Below are 21255 nucleotides of genomic sequence, written 5' to 3'. Positions count from 1 at the left end.
AATGAACAAAAAAGGATTCATATTCGATCTCGATGGTGTCATTGTAGATACCGCAAAATATCACTTTTTAGCATGGCAACAGCTTGCTAAAAGTTTAGATATCAATTTTACCGAAGAAGAAAACGAACAACTCAAAGGCGTTAGCCGCGTTCGTTCATTAGAAAAAATATTGGCTTGGGGAAATAAAACCATTAGCCAAGATCTTTTTGATAAACTCATGGGCGATAAAAACGAAGAGTATTTAAGCTATATCGCAGAAATGGATGAGAGTGAAATCTTGCCAGACGTGCCAAGAGTTTTAAACCTGTTGGAAGCATTAGATCAGCCAATTAGCTTAGGTTCTGCAAGTAAAAATGCGAGAACCATTTTAGAACGTGTTAATCTAAAATCTAATTTCCATGCGATTGTAGATGGTAATGATGTCTCAAAAGCAAAACCAGACCCAGAAGTGTTTTTAATAGCGGCTGACCAAATTAACATAAAACCAGAAGACTGTATTGTTTTTGAAGATTCAGTAGCTGGAGTAACTGCAGCTAATACGGCTCATATGATTTCTATAGGAATCGGAAGCAAAGACGTATTAGGACATGCAAACTACGTATTCAATGATTTTACAGAAATCTCAGACGATTTTATAAAATCTTTAATTAATAATTAGAAACAATTTGTCACATTGAGCGCAGTCGAAATGTCTTAGATATTAGACTGTTTGAAATTAAATTATAAAAAATAATAAGATTAATAGAAAGACACTTAGGTCTAACAACGTAGTGGTCTTTATTCTATTTTCTAACATCTAAAAATATATGAACCTAGATTACATCATCCCAAACAATTGGTCAATTTTAGAAGAAGGTTTCGACCCCAATCAGGTTAAAGCTTCAGAAAGTTTGTTCAGCATCGGAAATGGTGCCATGGGACAACGTGCAAATTTTGAAGAACAGTATTCAGGACCAACCTTTCAAGGTAGCTATATCGCTGGAGTATACTATCCAGATAAAACCAGAGTAGGTTGGTGGAAAAATGGCTATCCAGAATATTTTGCGAAAGTATTAAATGCACCAAGTTGGATTGGCATCGATATAAAAATTAACAATGAAACTCTCGATTTATTCGCAAGTAAAAAAGTAGAAAACTTTAGAAGAGAGTTGAACATGAAAGAAGGTTGGCTGTCTAGAAGTTTTAAAATAACACTTCAACACGATGTGGAATTACAAGTGGAAACCAAACGTTTTTTGAGCTTAGATTTAGATGAAGTTGGAGCCATAGAATATTCGGTTACACCTCTAAATTCTAATGCAGACCTTGTCATTACACCATATATTGATGCTGGTATTACCAATGAAGACTCTAATTGGGATGATGCGTTTTGGAATATTTCAAACGTAACAGTAGAAAACAATCAGGCATTCATAGAGGCACAAACCATGAAAACTAATTTTCATACCTGTACGTTTATGCAATCGGAGTGTTTTGTGAATGATAAAAAATTAGAGTTGCAACCAGAAGCTGTTAAAACGGATAGTAAAATCAGTTTTACTTACAAGCAGTCTATCAAACAAAATGAAACATTTACAATACATAAGTTTGGTGGTTATACAGTAGACCGATCTCATGATAAAAATAAATTAGTTGCAGCAGCAAAAACAGCATTACACACAGCAACAACAGCTGGATTCACTCAGCTTTTAGAAGATCAGAAGCAGGCTTGGGCTCAAATTTGGGACATGGCAGATATCACTATTGAAGGTGATGTAAAAGCACAACAAGGTATCCGCTTTAATATTTTTCACCTTAATCAAACCTATTTAGGAACCGATGAAACATTAAATATTGGTCCAAAAGGATTTACGGGTGAAAAATACGGAGGAAGTACATATTGGGATACAGAAGCCTATTGTATTCCGTTTTATATGGCCACCAAAGATCAGAGTGTCGCTAGAAAGCTATTAGCTTACAGACATAATCACTTACAAAAAGCCATTGAAAATGCCGAAAAATTAGGTTTTACAAATGGAGCTGCATTGTATCCTATGGTAACCATGAATGGTGAAGAATGCCATAACGAATGGGAAATTACTTTTGAGGAAATCCATAGAAATGGAGCTATTGCCTTTGCTATTTTTAATTATTACAGATATACAGGCGACTTTAGTTACATTCCAGAAATGGGTCTCGAAGTTTTAATTGGTATTGCACGTTTTTGGCATCAAAGAGCTAACTTTTCAACCCAACAAAATAAGTATGTTATTTTAGGTGTTACAGGGCCAAATGAATACGAAAACAACATCAACAATAATTGGTACACTAACTATATTGCTAAATGGTGTATTAACTACACGTTGGAAACCATAGAAAAAGTAAAAGAAGGACATAGTGATGATTTTGCAAGAATTTCTGGTAAAACAAAAATTACAGACGATGAATTAGTACTTTGGAAAGAGGTAGCTGATAATATGTATTTCCCATATTCTGAAGCGCATAATGTATATCTTCAACAAGATGGATTTTTAGATAAGGAATTAATTACGGTTGAAGATTTAGACAAGTTGCAACGCCCAATTAATCAAAAATGGTCTTGGGATAGAATCTTACGTTCACCATATATTAAGCAAGCCGATTTATTGCAAGGCATGTATTTCTTCGAAGATCAATTTACAAACGAAGAATTAGAGCGCCATTTCGATTTTTACGAACCTTTTACAGTTCACGAAAGTTCGTTGTCGCCTTGTGTACACAGTATTCAAGCAGCTAAGTTAGACCGAATGGATCAGGCTTATACCTTTTACTTAAGAACATCACGTTTAGATTTAGATGACTATAATCACGAAGTGCACGAAGGTTTACATATTACTTCTATGGCTGGAACTTGGATGAGTATTGTGGAAGGTTTTGGTGGTATGCGTGTTAAAAACGACACCTTATCTTTTGAACCTAAAATTCCTGAACAATGGGAAGGCTATTCATTTAAAGTGAACTTTAGACATCAGATTATTAAAGTGAGTGTCAACCAAAATGAAACGCGATTTGAATTAGAAGGCGATAAAGATTTAGAGATTTTAGTAAATGGTAAATCGGTTATGATTAGTCCTACTGATTTGATTACCGTTTAATTGAATATAGATTTTCTTGTCAGGTTTTTAAAACCTGACAGGTTTTTCAAAAAAAAGACCGAGCAGGTTTCTAAAACCTACTAGGTCTAAAAAAAACTATTAAAAGCACGATGAAAACACTAAAACAAATCTTTTTAATTCTAATGGTTGTCAGTGTGTTTTCATGTAAAGAAACCACTTTAGTAGAGAAAATAGTTCCTGAAACTATTACAGAAATCAGAAATGATATTGAAAAAGTAGAGCCACCAAATTGGTGGATTGGTTTCAAAAATCAAGACGTACAATTACTAGTAAAGCATCCTAATATTGGGAAAGCGACAGCAAAAATTTCATACGCAGGAGTTAGCTTAAAAAAATCGCATCAAGCAGACAGTCCTAATTATCTCTTTTTAGATGTCGTAATTTCTGAAACAGCAAAAGCAGGACAATTTAATATTACATTTCAGCTAGAAGACGGTTCAGAGTTACTTCAAACTTACGAGTTAAAGTCAAGAGAAAAATCTGCAGAAGACTATATTGGTTTCGATAGTTCAGATGCTATTTACCTTATTACACCAGATCGTTTTGCAAATGCCAATCCTGATAATGATGAGGTAGAAGGCTTATTGCAACAAGGCATTGATAGAACAGACGATTACGCGCGTCATGGTGGAGATATACAAGGCATCATTGAAAATCTAGATTATATAGAAGACTTGGGCTTTACAACGGTTTGGCCATGTCCTGTTTTAATTAATGATATGCCAAGCGGTTCGTATCATGGTTACGCCATGACCGATTTTTATAAAGTGGATCCTCGATTTGGGACGATAGATGAATATAAAGAATTAGCTGATGATTTAAGGTCTCGCAACATGAAACTCATCATGGATCAAGTAGCTAATCATTGTGGTTTGTACCATTGGTGGATGGAAGATTTACCGTTTAATGATTGGGTTAACGACCAAGAGAATTATGAAGAAAATATAGATAATTGGGATTGGAAGGTGACTAAAACATCAAACCATAGACGGACTACAAACCAAGATCCTTACACGTCTAAAATAGATAATAAAGAAATGGCAGATGGCTGGTTTGTGTCTAGTATGCCAGATTTAAATCAGCGTAACCCATTTATGGCCAACTATATTATTCAAAATAGTATTTGGTGGGTAGAAACCTTAGGTTTAGGAGGTATTCGTCAAGATACATATCCATATCCTGATAAAGCATTTATGAGCAATTGGGCAGGTGCGATTATGAATGAATACCCTAATTTTTCTATAGTAGGAGAAGAGTGGAGTTATAACCCGTTGCTCATTGGCTATTGGCAAGACGGTAAAAAAAATAAAGATGGTTACGATTCTAATTTAAAATCAACTATGGATTTTGCCATGCAAAAGCATATCGTTGATGCACTAAATGAAGAAGAATCGTGGGACCAAGGCCTCGTAAAAATGTACGAAGGTTTAGCCAATGATTTCGCATACACATCGCCAAAAGGTATTATGGCATTTTTAGATAACCATGATAAGAGTCGTGTGTTTACAGAATTTAATGGTGATGTTACAAACACCAAAATGGCTTTAAGTTATTTACTGATGCTACCAAGAATTCCACAAATATATTACGGCACAGAAATCTTGATGGATGATTTTGACAATCCTGGAGATCATGGATTAATCCGAACCGATTTTCCAGGTGGTTGGCAAGGAGATACTGTAAATACATTTACAGGAGAAGGTTTAACTGCAGATCAAAAAGACATGCAGTCTTATCTTAAAAAATTGTTGAATTACAGAAAGAATAGTAAAGCCATTCACGCTGGTAAAACTATTCACTTTGCACCCCAAGATGGTATTTATATATTAGCAAGGATAGGAGGAAATGAAACCGTTGTTCACATCATCAATAAAAACGAAAACCCTCTTGAACTAGATTTAGAGCGGTTTGAAGAATTAGAGTTAAATGGAAAAACGTTAAAAAATATCATTTCTGATGAAACACTAATTTGGAATTCGAGTATTACATTAGATGAAAAAGGAAGTGTGATTTTAACAACAAAAATTAATTAGGATGAGAATTGTAATATCATTTTTACTGTGTTGTTTATTTGTAGTATCATGCAAGGATGATACAAAAACAATTGAGATTACTAACACAGAATCCGAAATTGTAGCAACCGCACCAACACCAAATTTTATACACCTAAAAAGTGCAACCCTTTTTAAAGGGGATATTTTGCGTGTCGATAGTTTTCCTTCAAAATATATTCAATCTAGAGCAGTAGATATTTGGATTCCAGAAAGCTATGTTGAAACTAAAAAATATGCTGTACTCTATATGCACGATGGTCAGAATTTATTCGATTCATTAACCACTTGGAACAAACAAGAGTGGAAAGTGGATGAATGGGCTTCAAAATTAATGGCAGAAGAAAAAGTTGAAGATTTTATAGTTGTTGGCATTCATAACATTCCAAAAATTCGTTGGCAAGATTTGTTTCCTGAAAAGGCCTTTAAAATGTTAGATGAATCCGTCCAAGAAAACTTATTAAAAGAAGCTATTAATGCCGACGTGGATTCAAATTTTAATGGTGATAATTATTTGAAGTTTATCGTTGAAGAATTAAAACCTGTTATTGATAAATCTTATGCCGTGGCTAAAGACAAGGAAAATACCTTTATAATGGGTTCTAGTATGGGCGGTTTAATGTCTATGTATGCTATAAGTGAATATCCAGATGTGTTTGGAGGTGCAGCGTGTTTGTCAACACATTGGGTCGGTGCAGGACCAAGAGAAAATAACCCTTTGCCTGATGCGATTTTTAAGTATATGGAAACCAATTTACCAGAAGCTGGTTCGCATAAATTGTATTTCGATTACGGCAATAAAACCTTAGATGAACACTATCCGCAATATGCACCAAGAGTTGATGCGATTTTAAAAGCAAAAGGTTATACAAATTCTGATTCTAAAAACTTATTTTTTGAAGGTACAGATCATTCTGAAAATTCATGGAATAAACGCTTAGATCAGCCCTTAACATTTTTATTAGGAAAGTAAAATCTAATAAAGCAGACCTTGCAGGTTTTTTAAACCTAGCAGGTCTAAATGCCCCAATTAAAACAATCCTGCAAGTTCCGATAGCTATCGGAATCAAAAGCCTTGTAGGTATAAAAACTAAATATGAAAAAAAATATTTTCTTAATCATAAGTCTATTATTCACGGTTTCAATAACGGCTCAAAATGTAGAGCGTATTTTTAAAAGTATTGAAGATAAAAATACCCATTTTGAAATAAACGTAAATGACGGTAAATATATAATTTCACGTTATTCTTCTGAAATCATAGAAACAACCTTTATTCCAAAAAATGAAGTTGAAAACTCTAATTCTCATGCCGTAGTTTTAGAATCTAATATTGAATATTCATTGTTAGATGAAGATGAACAATCTGCTACGATTCGTACCGATGACTTAAAAGTTAAAATCACCAAAAGCCCATTCCAAATAGCCTACTACTACAAAGACCAACTCATCACATCCGAAAAACGAGGCTATTATAAAAGTGAACACCAACCCATGGAAATGGTAAATGGCAACATTGTAGCTGATTCCACCGAAAAAATAGAATTCAATGTCACTAAAGACGAAATACTGTATGGAGGAGGAGCCAGAGCTTTGGGTATGAATCGAAGAGGAAACCGTTTGCCATTGTACAACAGAGCTCATTACGGTTACGAAACGCATAGTGAATTAATGAATTATACGATGCCAATAGTCTTGTCGTCTCATAAATACATGATTCATTTTGATAATGCACCAATCGGCTACTTGGACTTAGACAGCAAAGGCGATAATACTTTAACCTATGAAACAGTGTCAGGAAGAAAAACCTATCAAGTGATTGTTGGTGATTCTTGGATGGATATGATGGATAATTACACCGATTTAACAGGAAAACAACCCATGTTACCACGTTGGGCTTTGGGTAATTTTTCAAGTCGTTTTGGGTATCATTCTCAAGAAGAAGTAGAAATGACGATTGATAAATTCAAAGACGAAGACATTCCTGTTGATGCGATTATTCTCGATTTATATTGGTTTGGAAAAGACCTAAAAGGCACCATGGGAAATTTGGAAGTCTTTAGAGATTCTTTTCCAGATTTTGAAGGCATGGTAGAACGTCTCAATACTAAAGGTGTAAAAACCATCACTATTACCGAACCTTTTGTTTTAACAACGTCTAAAAAATGGGATGAAGCTGTAGAAAAAGACGTATTAGCTAAGGACTCTATTGGAAATCCAGCCAAATACGATTTCTATTTTGGCAACACCGGACTCATAGATATTTACAAACCGGAAGGCGAAAAATGGTTTTGGGACATCTACAAAGGATTAGCTAACAAAGGCGTTGCAGGATTTTGGGGAGATTTAGGAGAGCCGGAAGTACATCCAAATTGGGTACAGCATCACACAGGTTCGGCCAATGAAGTCCATAATACTTACGGTCACGATTGGGCAAGATTAGTCTATGAAGGTTATGAACGCGATTTTCCAAATACAAGACCCTTCATTTTAATGCGAGCAGGTTGTTCTGGTTCACAACGTTACGGCATGATTCCTTGGTCTGGCGATGTTAACAGAACTTGGGGAGGCTTACAAAGTCAACCTGAAATTGCCCTACAAATGGGCATGCAAGGTTTAGCATATATGCATTCTGATTTAGGAGGATTCGCAGGAGATAATCTCGATGATGAACTCTATGTACGCTGGTTACAATACGGTGTTTTTAACCCAATATTTAGGCCACACGCACAAGAAGATGTACCAAGTGAACCTATTTTTAGAAGCGAAAAAGCAAAAGCGTTAGCTAAAGAAGCTATTGAATTACGTTACAAATTATTGCCCTATAATTACAATTTGGTTTATGAAAATAACCAATTTGGAAAACCTTTAATGCGACCATTGTTTTTTGAGGAATCTGATAATCCTGAATTGTTTACGTATTCAAAAACCTATTTATGGGGAAATGACATTTTGGTGTCACCAGTTTTAGAAGCAGGTATAACAGAACAAGAGGTTTATTTTCCAAAGGATAATGTGTGGTTCGATTTATACACGCATGAACGAATTGAAGGCGGACAAACTAAAACGGTTCAATTAAAAGAAAATTCAATTCCAACGTATGTGAGAGCAGGTGCTTTTATTCCGGAAGCAGAGTTGGTCCAAACCTTCGTTAATTATAAGGACACGCATTACCATGTACATTATTACTATGATGATTCTATAACAACAAGTTCAGCTCAAATTTATACCGACAATGGGATGTCTTCAAATCCAATTCAAAATGAAAATTATGAATTGCTTTCATTTGATATGACAAAGAAAGGAAGACATTTAGAATTTCATATCAACGATACTATAGGTGAAAATCTTGAAACAAAAGGTCGAGTGTTTTATTTGCTAATCCATGGACTCAATGAAAAACCCAAAAGTGTGATTGTTGGTCCAAGTCGTCAATTTGTATGGGATGAAGATTCAAAATTACTGAAAATTGCTATAGAACGTAATCCAAGTGAAAATTCAAAAATCAAAATCAAACTAAAAAGATAATGTTGTTGTCATTTCGACAGAGTGAAGCATGAACGACGAGAAATCTCATATTTATAAAAAAATGAAAAACTATAAAATACTCATAATTGCATTAGTAACATTTACTATATTATCTTGCAAAAACGAATCGAATGAAACGGTCACTGAGCACATTCGAAGTGAAGAAATAAAACAAAACATGAAGAAAAAGGAAGTCGTTTATCAAGTCTTTACACGTTTATTCGGAAATACGAATACCACTAATAAACCTTGGGGAACTCTGGAAGAAAATGGAGTTGGAAAATTTAACGATTTTACGGATAAAGCCTTAAACGAAATCAAGGATTTAGGTGTGACGCATATTTGGTATACAGGAGTGCCACATCACGATGTCATTACAGATTATACCGAATTTGGGATTTCAAACGATGATCCAGACATCGTAAAAGGTCGGGCTGGTTCACCATACGCGGTTAAGGATTATTATAACGTAAATCCAGATTTAGCTGTAAATGTCGAGAATCGATTACAAGAATTTGAAGCGTTAATTGAGCGTTCGCATAAAGCCGGATTAAAAGTGATTATTGATATCGTTCCAAATCACGTTGCCCGAAATTATCAAAGTTTAACCAACCCTGAAGGTACGTCAGATTTTGGAGCTGAAGATGATAAAACAAAAACCTACGACGTTAATAATAATTTCTATTACAATCCAGGAGAGGCTTTTGTAGTTCCTGAATGGAAACATGGTTATCAGCCTTTAGGAGGAGAACAACACCCTATGGCAGATAGTAAGTTTGAAGAAATTCCAGCAAAATGGACAGGAAATGGTTCAAGAGCATCGCAACCCGATATTAATGATTGGTATGAAACTGTTAAAGTGAATTATGGTGTTTCACCAGAGGGTAGAAAAGATTTTGATGAATTGCCAAACGGTTTTGAGAACGAAGATTATAAGAAACATTATGAGTTTTGGAAAGATAAAACCGTTCCAAGCTCTTGGGTGAAATTTAAAGATATTGCCTTGTACTGGACCGAAAAAGGCGTCGATGGGTTCCGTTATGATATGGCAGAAATGGTACCTGTTGAGTTTTGGAGTTATATGAATTCGCATGTGAAAATGGAAAATCCAGAGGCGTTTTTATTAGCTGAGGTTTACAATCCGAGTTTATATAGAGATTATATCAAAAGAGGAAAAATGGACTATCTGTATGACAAAGTACAGTTATATGACACCTTAAAACACGTCATGCAAGGTCATGGAAGTACAGACAACATTCCACCAATTTTAGCTGATTTAGGTGATATTGAACATCACATGCTTCACTTTTTAGAGAACCATGATGAACAACGTATTGCGAGTCCAGATTTTGCAGGAAGTGCAGCTAAAGGAAAACCTGCTATGGTGGTTTCGGCAACATCATCAACAGCACCAACCATGATTTATTTCGGACAAGAATTCGGAGAGCCAGGTGCAGAAGATTTAGGTTTTGGAGATCCAACGCGGACGTCAATTTTCGATTACGGAAGTGTGCCAAGTCAAGTGCGTTGGGTAAACGATAAAAAGTTTGACGGTGGTCAATCCACAGAAGCAGAAAAAGACCTTCGTGATTTTTACAAACGCCTTTTAAATTTCACGATTAATAGTTCGGCATTAATGGGCGACTATCAAGATATTCAGCATTATAATCATCAACATACGGAATGGTACAATGATAAGGTATTGTCTTTTGTTCGTTGGAGTGACGATGAAAAACTGATAATTATTTCAAATTTCAATGCAGAAAACACCTATGGTTTCGAGTTGCAGTTACCAGAGGATTTAGTCGAAAAACTGAAACTTGAAGATGGAGAATACAAGGTAAAAGACCAATTGTATAAATCATATTCGTCCACTTTAAAAGTAGAAAATGGTAAGGCTGAAGTTAGAATTGATATCAAACCATTGGAGTCGTTTATTTTAAAAATTGAAAAATAAAGTTGAATAGTTCAAGACCTTGCAGATTTTATAAACCTAGCAGGTCATAAAATAATAAATAATCGTCACTTCGAGTGAATTTGTGAAGCATGAACAAATTTGTATCGAGAAGTAATAATAAAAACACATGAAAAAACTAATTTTATTAACCCTAATCCTAATCACTTTGAGCTGCAAAAATAAGGACACGGAAAACAAAATTGCTGCTGTAGAAACAGCGCAGCCTATAGAAACACCTTTTATATGGGAAGGTGCAAATCTCTACTTTTTACTAACAGATAGATTCAACAGTGGCAAATCTGAAAATGACGTTAATTATAATCGAACAAAAGAACCTGGGAAATTAAGAGGGTTTCAAGGTGGTGATATAAAAGGCATAACACAGAAAGTAAAAGAAGGGTATTTTACAGATTTAGGTATTAATGCTATCTGGATGACACCAATAGTTGAGCAAATCCATGGTGCAACCGATGAAGGTACAGGTTTAAGTTACGGGTTTCATGGCTATTGGACCAAAGACTGGACTAACATCGACCCAAATTTTGGAACCAAAGAAGATTTACACGAGCTGGTAAAAGAAGCTCATGCCAAAGGTATTAGAATTGTGTTGGATGCGGTTATTAACCATACAGGACCAGTAACAGAAAAAGATCCTGTTTGGCCAGAAGAATGGGTTCGTACTGACCAACAATGTACTTATGATAATTATGAAAATACAGTTAGTTGTACCTTAGTGGCCAATCTTCCAGACATTAGAACAGAAAGTAATGACGATGTTGACTTACCTCCACAATTGGTAGAAAAATGGAAAGCAGAAGGACGTTACGAAACAGAAGTTAAAGAGCTCGACGAATTTTTCAAGCGTACAGGTCATCCTAGAGCACCTCGTTTTTACATTATGAAATGGCTTACGGATTACATCACAGAATTTGGTGTTGATGGTTATCGCGTGGATACTGTAAAACATACAGAAGAAAATGTTTGGGTAGAGTTTAAAGTTGAGTGTGATTATGCTTTTGCAGAATTCAAAAAGAATAATCCTGAACTAGTTTTAGATGATAACAATTTCTATCTGCTTGGTGAAGTCTACAACTATGGAGTAAGCACAGGTCAGGAGTTTGATTTCGGAGACAGAAAAGTTAATTATTTTGATCCGCCAAGTTTTCAAAGTTTGATCAATTTTGAGTTCAAATACAATTCAAAAGACAAAAGTTACGAAGACTTATTTACGCATTACAATGCTATTCTACATGATGAATTGAAAGGATTCGGAACCGTGAATTATCTAAGTTCACATGATGATGGTCAACCTTTTGATGCTCAAAGAAAAAAACCATTTGAAACTGCCAATAAATTATTGTTATCACCAGGAACATCCCAAGTGTATTATGGTGATGAATCTGCAAGATCTTTAGTTATTGAAGGTACAGAAGGCGATGCCACCTTACGCTCATTTATGAATTGGGATTCTATAGCCAAACGAAAAAGAACAAAAGAAGTGTTGACGCATTGGCAAAAATTAGGTCAATTTAGAGCTAAGCATCCTTCAATTGGTGCAGGAACGCATCAAATGATAACTGAAGAACCGTATTACTTTTATAGAAGCTACGAAAACGAAGATTTTAAAGATAAAGTTGTTATAGGTTTAGATCTTGAAAAAGGTAAAAAAGTAATTGATGTCTCTAACGTTTTTCAAGAAAGAGTAATGCTTCGTGATACGTATTCAGGGGAAACAGCAACCGTAGAAAATGGAACTGTAACTATAAATTCCAATTTTGAAGTTGTATTATTGGAGAAAGAATAAATTAATTACAGACCTTTGGTCTCGCAGGTTTAGAAAACCTCGCAGGTACCGAAAGTTGAATGAAGACCCTAATGAACTACGCTCGGTATCATCATGAAAGTATATTCTCATTTTGTTAATCATCAAGTGGACAATGGACTAAGATGAATCGAAAGATTGTCCCCTTGAGGGGACTTTAGGGGTGTAAATTTTAATAGTAAAATAAATGATTATGAAGAAGTCAAAATATATAATACTCGCAATTGCATTGTCATTATTCTCATGCAATTCAGAAAAACAACAAATCACAGAAATTAAATCACCAGATGAAAAAGTGGTGATTGATTTCAATATCAATAATGAAGGACGACCTTTTTATACAGTGAAATTCAACAACAAAACCGTTGTTGATACCTCTTATTTAGGTTTTGATTTTAAAGATGCTGCGGCGTTTAATAAAAACTTTATAATTAAAAACACGAGCACATCAACCTTTAATGAAACTTGGCAAATGCCCTGGGGAGAACAGTTAGATGTGGTTAATAATTATAACGAGTTAAAGATTGAACTTCAGGAAAAAACGAGTCCAGAACGGTTTTTAAATATTGTTTTTAAAGCTTATGATGACGGCATTGGGTTTAGATACGAATTCCCAGAGCAAGACCAATTAAAAGGCGATGTTTTTATAACCGAAGAACACACGGAATTCAACTTAATAGAAGATTATAACACCTTTTGGATTCCTGGGGATTGGGATATTTACGAGCATTTGTATAATACCACAAAGCTATCTGAAATTGATGCTTTACAATTCGCTAATCACGAGAATTTAGCCCAAACTTATATTCCAGAAAACGCCGTAAACACACCAGTCACTATGGTTGGAAGCGATGGAACACATTTAAGTTTTCATGAAGCAGCTTTAGTCGATTATTCAGGAATGACATTGAAAGTTGATACTGAAAATTTGAACCTGAAAAGTAATTTAGTCGGTTCAGAAAATACGGATTACAAAGTGAAACGAACCATGCCGTTTCATACACCATGGAGAACCATTCAAATAACAGATAATGCCCCAGATTTAATTGAATCTAAGTTGATCGTTAATTTAAACGAACCAAATAAACTTGGAGATGTATCTTGGTTTAAACCAATGAAATATACGGGGATTTGGTGGGAAATGCACTTAGGGAAATCCTCTTGGGATTACGGAATGACACAAGATATGAGTACGTGGACTGATGGCGGACAATCAAACGGTACTCATGGAGCAACCACAGAAAACGTAAAGAATTTTATTGATTTTTCAGCTAAAAACAACATCGGTGGTGTTTTGGTGGAAGGTTGGAATACCGGTTGGGAACATTGGATTGGTTTTGAAGATCGTGAAGGTGTATTTGATTTTGTAACCACCTATCCAGATTATGATATTGATGAAGTAGTCCGTTACGGAAAAGAAAAAGGTGTTGATATTATTATGCATCATGAAACGTCTGCAGCAACAGAAACGTACACCAAACAACAAGATACAGCCTTCGCATTAATGCAGAAATATGGTATGCATACGGTGAAAACAGGCTACGTAGGAAAGATTCTTCCAAAAGGAGAATACCACCATGGTCAATATATGGTGAACCATTATAATAACACGGTTGAAAAAGCCGCCAAATATGAAGTCGCGATTAACGCGCACGAACCTATTAAAGGCACCGGATTAAGACGAACGTATCCAAATACAATTTCTCGTGAAGGCTTAAGAGGACAAGAATTTAATGCTTGGGCTACCGATGGTGGTAATCCTCCAGAGCATTTGCCAATTGTGGCTTTTACAAGAATGTTATCTGGACCTATAGATTTTACACCAGGTATTTTCAATATTAAATTTGATGAATATAAAAAAGACAATCAAGTCAATACTACAATTGCGCAACAATTAGCATTGTATGTGGTGATTTATAGTCCGGTGCAAATGGCAGCCGATTTAGTAGAACATTACGAAGCGAATCCGGAGCCACTTCAGTTTATAAAAGATGTTGGTGTGGATTGGGAAACGACTAAAGTTTTAAATGGAGTTGTTGGCGATTATGTCACCATTGCCAGAAAAGAGAGAGAAACAGGAAATTGGTTTGTCGGAGGAATCACAGATGAAAACGCTAGAACGGTAGACTTAAATTTTGATTTTTTAGAAGACAATCAAGATTACGAAGTTATAATTTATAAAGATGGCGACAATGCACATTGGGACGATAATCCATTAGATATTACTATTGAAGGAGTATCAATTAAAAAGGATTCTAAGTTAAGTGTCAAATTAGCCGAAGGTGGTGGATTTGCAATGAGTTTTATTAAAAAGTAACTGCAAACTAGAGATAAAATTTTAAAAAAGTGTGAATTACAGAAGAGCCTCGTAAACGGTTTTAACTAAGGTTCAGAATTTAACCGCAATGTCAGGTTGAGCTCAGTCGAAACCTACTCTTAGTGTATTAATAGTTTAAAATTCACTAAAAAAGAAAAACGCAACCAGTTTAAGAAGTAAGCCAGCCCAATATCATCGGTTTAAGATATAAGGGCTGGCTTATTTTGATTAGTGGCTATTGCTTAAATAATTATAGTCTGCTATCAATTGTCTGGCATATGAGTTAAAATGAAATTGTATATTTATAAACAATTGTAATAATAAATGGTTTATTACAGTGCTAATATGATACCTCGATAATAACGACTCAAATGCCTGATTAAATCAATGCAGCTAAACATAAAAAACACATTTAATACGGAACTACCATCAGATGCTAATACCGAAAATAACAGGCGGCAAGTATCTGAAGCCACGCATTCTTATGTGAATCCCAGAATTCCATCTAGCCCAAAATTAGTTCATGCTTCAAAGGAAATGGTAAATGCCATTGGTTTAGATGACGAGGCTATAAAATCAAACGATTTTTTAGAGATTTTTTCTGGTTCTAAAATTTACCCTAAAACAAAACCATATGCCATGGCTTATGCAGGTCATCAGTTTGGGAATTGGGCCGGACAATTAGGCGACGGAAGAGCAATAAATCTATTCGAGGTTGAACAGAACAACCAACGTTGGGCGATTCAACTTAAAGGTTCAGGTGAAACACCCTATTCAAGACAAGGAGATGGGTTGGCGGTTTTACGCTCTTCCATTCGTGAGTATTTATGTAGTGAAGCTATGTATCATTTGGGTGTGCCCACTACAAGAGCGTTAAGTTTAATGTTGTCGGGCGATGACGTGTTACGCGATATGCTTTACAACGGTAATGCCGATTACGAAAAAGGCGCTATCGTCGCTAGAGTTGCGCCTAGTTTTATTCGCTTTGGAAATTTCGAATTATTTGCGGCTCGAAATGATATTAAAAATCTTCAAAAGCTAACCGATTATACCATAAAACACTTTTATCCAGAATTGGGTAACCCTTCAAAAGACACCTATATCAAGTTTTTTGAAGCGGTGACACAACGCACGCTGGATATGATTATTCATTGGCAACGCGTTGGTTTTGTTCACGGCGTAATGAATACGGATAATATGTCTATTTTGGGCTTAACCATAGACTATGGCCCTTATGGTTGGCTCGAAGATTTTGATTTTGGGTGGACGCCAAACACTACAGACAAACAGAATAAACGCTACCGTTTTGGTAATCAACCTAACATCGGACTTTGGAATTTGCTGCAGCTCGCCAATGCCCTTTATCCACTGGTTGAAGAAGCCGAGCCTTTTGAAACGATTTTAAATCAGTACCAGACTGATTTTGAAAAGCAATCCCTCGACATGATGCGTTCTAAATTAGGCTTACAAGTTGAACTTGAAGACGACGCGAAACTGATACAAAATTTTGAAGATTGTTTAGTGTTGTCTGAAACCGATATGACGATAGCATTCCGATTATTAGCGAGTTACAAAAAAGATAATCCAGACCATGGTATAGACATTATTGAAAATGCATTTTATAAGCCAGAAGAAATTATAAAAGATAATTTAAAGCAATGGAAAGTTTGGTTCAAAGCTTACGACCAACGCTTGCAGAAGGAAACAATTACAGATTCCGAACGTCAAAAAAACATGAATGCTGTAAACCCTAAATATGTGCTTAGAAATTATATGGCGCAGTTAGCGATCGATAAAGCGGATAAGGGCGATTATGGTTTGATAGATGAATTATTTAAAGTATTAAAAAAACCTTACGATGAGCAACCAAAGCACGAGAAATGGTTTGCCAAACGCCCAGAGTGGGCACGGTACAAAGTCGGTTGCTCAATGCTGAGTTGCAGCTCTTAATTTTTAATTTAAAAAACAGAACTATGGATTTTTCAAAACTTAAAGTATTATACATCAATTGCACCTTAAAGAAATCACCTGCTGAAAGTCATACAGAAACACTGATGGAAGTCTCTCAGAATATTCTAAAAAAAGAGAAGGTGTCTTTTGAGACCGTTCGATTTATAGATCATGATGTTGCAGTAGGAGTGTATCCAGATATGACAGAACACGGTTGGGAGAAAGACGACTGGCCAAGTATTTATAAAAAAGTGAGTGAAGCCGATGTTTTAATCGTAGGAACACCAATTTGGTTAGGGGAAAAATCGTCTGAAGCACAAAAGCTAATTGAACGTTTGTACGCCATGAGTGGAGAAACGAATGATAAAGGCCAATATGTGTTTTACGGTAAAGTAGGAGGATGTATGGTAACGGGTAATGAAGACGGCGTAAAACATTGTGCCATGGGAATATTGTATTCACTGCAGCATGTCGGGTATTCTATTCCACCACAAGCCGATTGTGGATGGATTGGCGAAGTAGGACCAGGACCAAGTTATGGTGATACCGAATGGAAAGATAAAACTATGAATCCACCAGTAGGTTTTGACTCGGAATTCACCAATAGAAATACCACATTTATGACGTATAATCTATTGCACTTAGCAAAACTATTGAAAGAAAATAAAGGATATAGCAATTACGGTAATTCTCGTGAAGCGTGGGACAGTGGTACTCATTGGTCTTTCGAAAATCCGGAATATAGATAAAAATTAAGTGGCCATAAATAGAGCAAGATTAAAGCTTCTATTTAATATAAAAAACAATAAAGATGAAAGCAATTTGGAATAATAAAGTCATAGCAGAAAGTAATGACACGATAGTCATAGAAAGAAATCATTATTTTCCTCACGACAGTATAAAAAAGGAATTTTTTAAACCAAGTGACTTAAACTCTGTTTGCCCATGGAAAGGCACAGCGTCGTACTATACGATAGAGGTTGATGGTAAGGAAAATAAAGATGCTGCTTGGTTTTATCCAGAAGTATCAGAATTAGCAAAAGGGATTAAAAACCATGTTGCTTTTTGGAGAGGTGTAACCATTGAAGAATAAAATTAGGGAATGAAAAGCACAAAACTTAAGATAAAAAATAGAAAAGGCATTACTCTCAATGCCAATTTAGAATTACCAGCCAATCAGAAGCCAAATTATTACGCCATTTTTGCACATTGTTTTACATGCAGCAGCAGCCTAAGTGCTGTAAGAAATGTGAGTAGAGCATTAACTCAAAATGGGTTTGCAGTGTTACGTTTCGACTTTACAGGTTTAGGTCGAAGTGAAGGCGAGTTTGCAGATAGTCATTTTTCTGCTAATGTGGATGATTTGTTAGATGTACATAGCTACATGTCGGATCATTACCAAGCGCCAAGTTTACTTGTCGGTCATTCCTTAGGTGGAGCAGCCGTATTAGTGGCGGCTTCCAAACTTGAAACAGTCAAAGCAGTTGCTACAGTAGGTGCACCATCAACCGTAAATCATGTGAAACATTTATTCTCGCATCAGGTTGAAGAATCTGCAGAAAAAGGCGATGTTGAGGTAAATATTGGTGGTCGACCATTTGTAATTAACCAGGATTTTGTTGAAGAATTTGACAAAACGGACTTGCCAACAATAGTTAAAGATTTGCGCAAACCGCTATTGATTATGCATGCGCCATTCGATAAGATTGTAGGTATAAAAAACGCAGAAGAATTATATATAAATGCACATCACCCAAAAAGTTTTATAACCTTGGATAGTGCAGATCATTTACTGTCTAAGGAAGAAGATAGTCAGTATGTAGGTCATATGATTGGGACTTGGGCATCGCGTTATTTTCCTAAAGTTGAAAATGTAATGTTAGATACCGAAGGCGAACAATTGGTTGGGCATCTTAATATTGTAGAAGATAATTTTACCACCTCAATTCAAACTAAAAATCATACTTTAATTGCAGATGAACCCGCAAGTGTTGGAGGAAGTGATTTTGGACCTTCACCTTATGAATATCTCAATGCAGCTTTAGCCGCATGTACGGTAATGACACTTAAGATGTATGCCGAACGTAAAAAGTGGGATTTAAAGGAGGTCTTCGTTTATATTTCACATTCACGGAAACACAGTGATGATTTGAATCTTGGTTTAGAGCAACCGAAGTACCTAGATCACATTAGCAAAAAATTAAAGTTTGTGGGTGATTTAACTGCAGAACAGAAGCAACGTTTAAAAGAAATTTCATCACGTTGTCCTGTGCACAAAACCATAGCAAGTGAAGTTATTTTTCAAACTGAAATACTATAGATTAAGACGTGGAAACCATAACAAAACATAGCATTTCAAAAGAGCGATTTTTAGAAGTTAGACATCAAACAGAACTGATTTGTAAATCGCTTCAGGCGGAAGATGTATCCATCCAACCCGCAGAATTTGTGTCGCCACCCAAATGGCATTTAGCACATACCACTTGGTTTTTTGAGCAATTTGTACTTTCTGAATATAAAGCAGGCTACAAAGTATTTAACGACGATTTTGCCTATTACTTTAACAGTTATTACAATAACGTAGGTAAACGGGTTATGCGAGCTGAACGTGGTTTAATGACACGACCAACGTTGCAAGAAGTTCTCGATTATAGGGCTTATGTAAATACACAACTTTCGGAATTTATTTCTAATGGAACTTCTGAAGAGATTTTTAATATTATTGAAATTGGTTTACAGCACGAGCAGCAGCATCAAGAACTATTAATTTACGACATCAAATATATTTTTGGGAATCAACCTTCTTTTCCGGTTTTAGATTATAAAATCCAGTTACAAGCCGAAAATGAACCACAAGAATTTCTTCAATTTAAAGAAGGTGTTTACCAAATTGGTCATAAAGGGGAAGGCTTTTGTTTTGATAATGAATTAGGAAGGCATAAAGTGTATCTTCATGATTTTGAAATTTCAAATCAACTCGTCACCAATTCAGAGTTTATTGAATTTATAGATGCAGGCGCTTATAACGATTTTAATCATTGGCATGCTGAGGGTTGGGATTATGTTCAAAACAATAAACTTGAAGCACCATTATATTGGCATAAAGTTGATGGGACATGGATGCACTACACACTCAATGGTTTTGTTGAGGTTGATGGTGATTTACCGGTAACTCATATTACATTTTACGAAGCTTATGCTTTTGCACAATGGAAAGGTATGCGTTTACCCACCGAGTTTGAATGGGAAGTGGCATCACCTCAATTTAATTATGGCCAACTTTGGGAATGGACCAATAGTGCGTACTTACCTTACCCTAATTACACTAAAGTAGACGGTGCGCTTGGTGAGTATAATGGTAAATTTATGGTGAATCAAATGGTGTTGCGAGGTGGCTCAGTGGCGACTTCAAAAAACCATTGTAGGCCGACTTATAGAAATTTTTTTCAGCCAGACATGCGTTGGCTATTTTCAGGAATTAGATTAGCAAGATAAATGACAGATAACTTCGCAAAAGATGTGCTCAAAGGCTTAACTGCCAAAAATAAACACTTGCCATCTAAGTATTTTTACGACGATAATGGCAGTCGCATATTTCAAGAAATAATGAATATGCCAGAATATTATCCAACCAATTCAGAGTTTGAGATTTTATCCATGCAATCCAAACAAATTATTGAAGCCTTAAAGTTTTCAGGCCCTTTTAATATTGTAGAATTGGGTGCTGGTGATGGTTTTAAAACCTTTAAGCTTTTAGAATATTTAGTGAATAACAACGTGGACTTCCATTATATTCCTATTGATATATCTCAAGAAGCTATAGATATTCTCACACAACGCTTAAAAGAGAAATTACCAGCTCTAAAAATTCACCCAAAAGTGGGGGATTATTTTGAAATATTAAAAGATAATAGACATAGTGATTATCCAAGTCTATTATTGTTTTTGGGTGGTAACATCGGAAACTACTTAGAAGAAAAAGCTAAAGAATTATTGCAACTGTTTCACAAAAACATGAAACGTGGTGATAAGCTTTTAATAGGTTTTGATTTAAAGAAAAATCCAATTATTATTCATAATGCCTATTATGATAAGCATGGCATTACAAAGCGTTTTAATCTTAACTTATTGGTGAGAATGAATCGTGAGTTAGATGCCGATTTTAAAATTGATGATTTCGATTTTTATTGCTATTACAATCCAATCACCGGAAATGTAAAAAGTTATATCGTTAGTCTTAGAAAGCAAACGGTACATCTTAAAGCGATAAACGAAGTTATTCATTTTGATTATGATGAATTAATCTGGACCGAATTGTCTAAAAAATATGCCTTAGAAGAGATTAGCGATTTAGCAAATAATGCTGAGTTTACAGTGGAGCACAATTTTTTAGATTGTAAGCATTATTTTACAGACAGTTTGTGGACAAAATGATACCGACTAAAACCTAATGCGTATGGGTTAAGTGATTAGCTTATAAATGTGTTTCTTAAGCTTG

The 21255-nt window shown here is 35.4% G+C and carries 14 protein-coding genes; all 14 read left to right on the top strand.

The window, feature by feature from the left end; genetic code table 11:
• The first annotated feature begins 1 nt into the window (after position 1).
• The 14 genes from pgmB to ITJ86_RS02200 all read left to right on the top strand — a co-directional run bounded on the left by pgmB (position 2) and on the right by ITJ86_RS02200 (position 21191).
• Entirely contained in the window at positions 2–658 is a 657-nt protein-coding gene (gene pgmB / locus ITJ86_RS02265; RefSeq protein WP_195869975.1) for a beta-phosphoglucomutase, read from the top strand.
• A 148-nt stretch (positions 659–806) separates the two neighbouring features.
• Positions 807–3113 (top strand): glycoside hydrolase family 65 protein, encoded by a 2307-nt coding sequence (locus ITJ86_RS02260; RefSeq protein WP_195869974.1) that lies wholly within the window; start codon positions 807–809, stop codon positions 3111–3113.
• A gap of 110 nt (positions 3114–3223) precedes the next feature.
• The gene (locus ITJ86_RS02255; protein ID WP_195869973.1) at positions 3224–5167 is read left to right on the top strand and encodes a glycoside hydrolase family 13 protein; all 1944 of its coding nucleotides are present in this window, start codon (positions 3224–3226) and stop codon (positions 5165–5167) included.
• 1 nt (position 5168) lies between these two features.
• Positions 5169–6158, top strand: a complete 990-nt coding sequence (locus tag ITJ86_RS02250) for an alpha/beta hydrolase (RefSeq protein ID WP_195869972.1) — start codon at positions 5169–5171, stop codon at positions 6156–6158.
• A gap of 123 nt (positions 6159–6281) precedes the next feature.
• Positions 6282–8711, top strand: a complete 2430-nt coding sequence (locus tag ITJ86_RS02245; protein ID WP_195869971.1) for a TIM-barrel domain-containing protein — start codon at positions 6282–6284, stop codon at positions 8709–8711.
• Between the two features lie 61 nt (positions 8712–8772).
• On the top strand, positions 8773–10668 hold the full coding sequence (locus ITJ86_RS02240; RefSeq protein WP_195870168.1) for an alpha-amylase family glycosyl hydrolase: 1896 nt from the start codon (positions 8773–8775) through the stop codon (positions 10666–10668).
• Between the two features lie 127 nt (positions 10669–10795).
• Entirely contained in the window at positions 10796–12472 is a 1677-nt protein-coding gene (locus ITJ86_RS02235) for an alpha-amylase family glycosyl hydrolase (protein ID WP_195869970.1), read from the top strand.
• A 211-nt stretch (positions 12473–12683) separates the two neighbouring features.
• On the top strand, positions 12684–14807 hold the full coding sequence (locus tag ITJ86_RS02230; RefSeq protein WP_195869969.1) for a glycoside hydrolase family 97 protein: 2124 nt from the start codon (positions 12684–12686) through the stop codon (positions 14805–14807).
• Positions 14808–15194: 387 nt separating this feature from the next.
• Positions 15195–16757 carry a protein adenylyltransferase SelO gene (locus ITJ86_RS02225; protein WP_195869968.1) on the top strand — a complete coding sequence of 521 codons (1563 nt, stop codon included), beginning with the start codon at positions 15195–15197 and terminating at the stop codon, positions 16755–16757.
• 23 nt (positions 16758–16780) lie between these two features.
• Complete coding sequence (locus ITJ86_RS02220; protein WP_195869967.1) at positions 16781–17506, top strand: flavodoxin family protein; 726 nt, start codon at positions 16781–16783, stop codon at positions 17504–17506.
• Positions 17507–17568: 62 nt separating this feature from the next.
• A complete protein-coding gene (locus ITJ86_RS02215) occupies positions 17569–17850 on the top strand; it encodes a DUF427 domain-containing protein (RefSeq protein WP_195869966.1) in 282 nt (93 codons plus the stop codon).
• 9 nt (positions 17851–17859) lie between these two features.
• Entirely contained in the window at positions 17860–19077 is a 1218-nt protein-coding gene (locus ITJ86_RS02210; RefSeq protein WP_195869965.1) for a bifunctional alpha/beta hydrolase/OsmC family protein, read from the top strand.
• 8 nt (positions 19078–19085) lie between these two features.
• Complete coding sequence (egtB, locus tag ITJ86_RS02205; protein WP_317190608.1) at positions 19086–20252, top strand: ergothioneine biosynthesis protein EgtB; 1167 nt, start codon at positions 19086–19088, stop codon at positions 20250–20252.
• Positions 20253–21191, top strand: coding sequence for an L-histidine N(alpha)-methyltransferase (locus ITJ86_RS02200; RefSeq protein ID WP_195869964.1), 939 nt, complete (start codon positions 20253–20255; stop codon positions 21189–21191).
• The last annotated feature ends 64 nt before the right edge of the window (positions 21192–21255 follow it).

It is taken from the genome of Winogradskyella marina (assembly GCF_015645385.1).
Lineage (GTDB): Bacteria > Bacteroidota > Bacteroidia > Flavobacteriales > Flavobacteriaceae > Winogradskyella > Winogradskyella marina.
This window is presented reverse-complemented; position numbering and strand designations above follow the sequence as displayed.

Excerpts from the sequence above, each read along its gene's own strand:
- ITJ86_RS02225 (WP_195869968.1), top strand. The coding sequence starts at position 15,195 with ATGCAGCTAAACATAAAAAACACATTTAATACGGAACTACCATCAGAT.
- ITJ86_RS02210 (WP_195869965.1), top strand. The coding sequence starts at position 17,860 with ATGAAAAGCACAAAACTTAAGATAAAAAATAGAAAAGGCATTACTCTC.
- ITJ86_RS02240 (WP_195870168.1), top strand. The coding sequence starts at position 8,773 with ATGAAAAACTATAAAATACTCATAATTGCATTAGTAACATTTACTATA.
- ITJ86_RS02220 (WP_195869967.1), top strand. The coding sequence starts at position 16,781 with ATGGATTTTTCAAAACTTAAAGTATTATACATCAATTGCACCTTAAAG.
- ITJ86_RS02215 (WP_195869966.1), top strand. The coding sequence starts at position 17,569 with ATGAAAGCAATTTGGAATAATAAAGTCATAGCAGAAAGTAATGACACG.
- ITJ86_RS02250 (WP_195869972.1), top strand. The coding sequence starts at position 5,169 with ATGAGAATTGTAATATCATTTTTACTGTGTTGTTTATTTGTAGTATCA.
- ITJ86_RS02230 (WP_195869969.1), top strand. The coding sequence starts at position 12,684 with ATGAAGAAGTCAAAATATATAATACTCGCAATTGCATTGTCATTATTC.
- ITJ86_RS02260 (WP_195869974.1), top strand. The coding sequence starts at position 807 with ATGAACCTAGATTACATCATCCCAAACAATTGGTCAATTTTAGAAGAA.
- ITJ86_RS02200 (WP_195869964.1), top strand. The coding sequence starts at position 20,253 with ATGACAGATAACTTCGCAAAAGATGTGCTCAAAGGCTTAACTGCCAAA.
- ITJ86_RS02255 (WP_195869973.1), top strand. The coding sequence starts at position 3,224 with ATGAAAACACTAAAACAAATCTTTTTAATTCTAATGGTTGTCAGTGTG.
- ITJ86_RS02235 (WP_195869970.1), top strand. The coding sequence starts at position 10,796 with ATGAAAAAACTAATTTTATTAACCCTAATCCTAATCACTTTGAGCTGC.
- pgmB (WP_195869975.1), top strand. The coding sequence starts at position 2 with ATGAACAAAAAAGGATTCATATTCGATCTCGATGGTGTCATTGTAGAT.
- ITJ86_RS02245 (WP_195869971.1), top strand. The coding sequence starts at position 6,282 with ATGAAAAAAAATATTTTCTTAATCATAAGTCTATTATTCACGGTTTCA.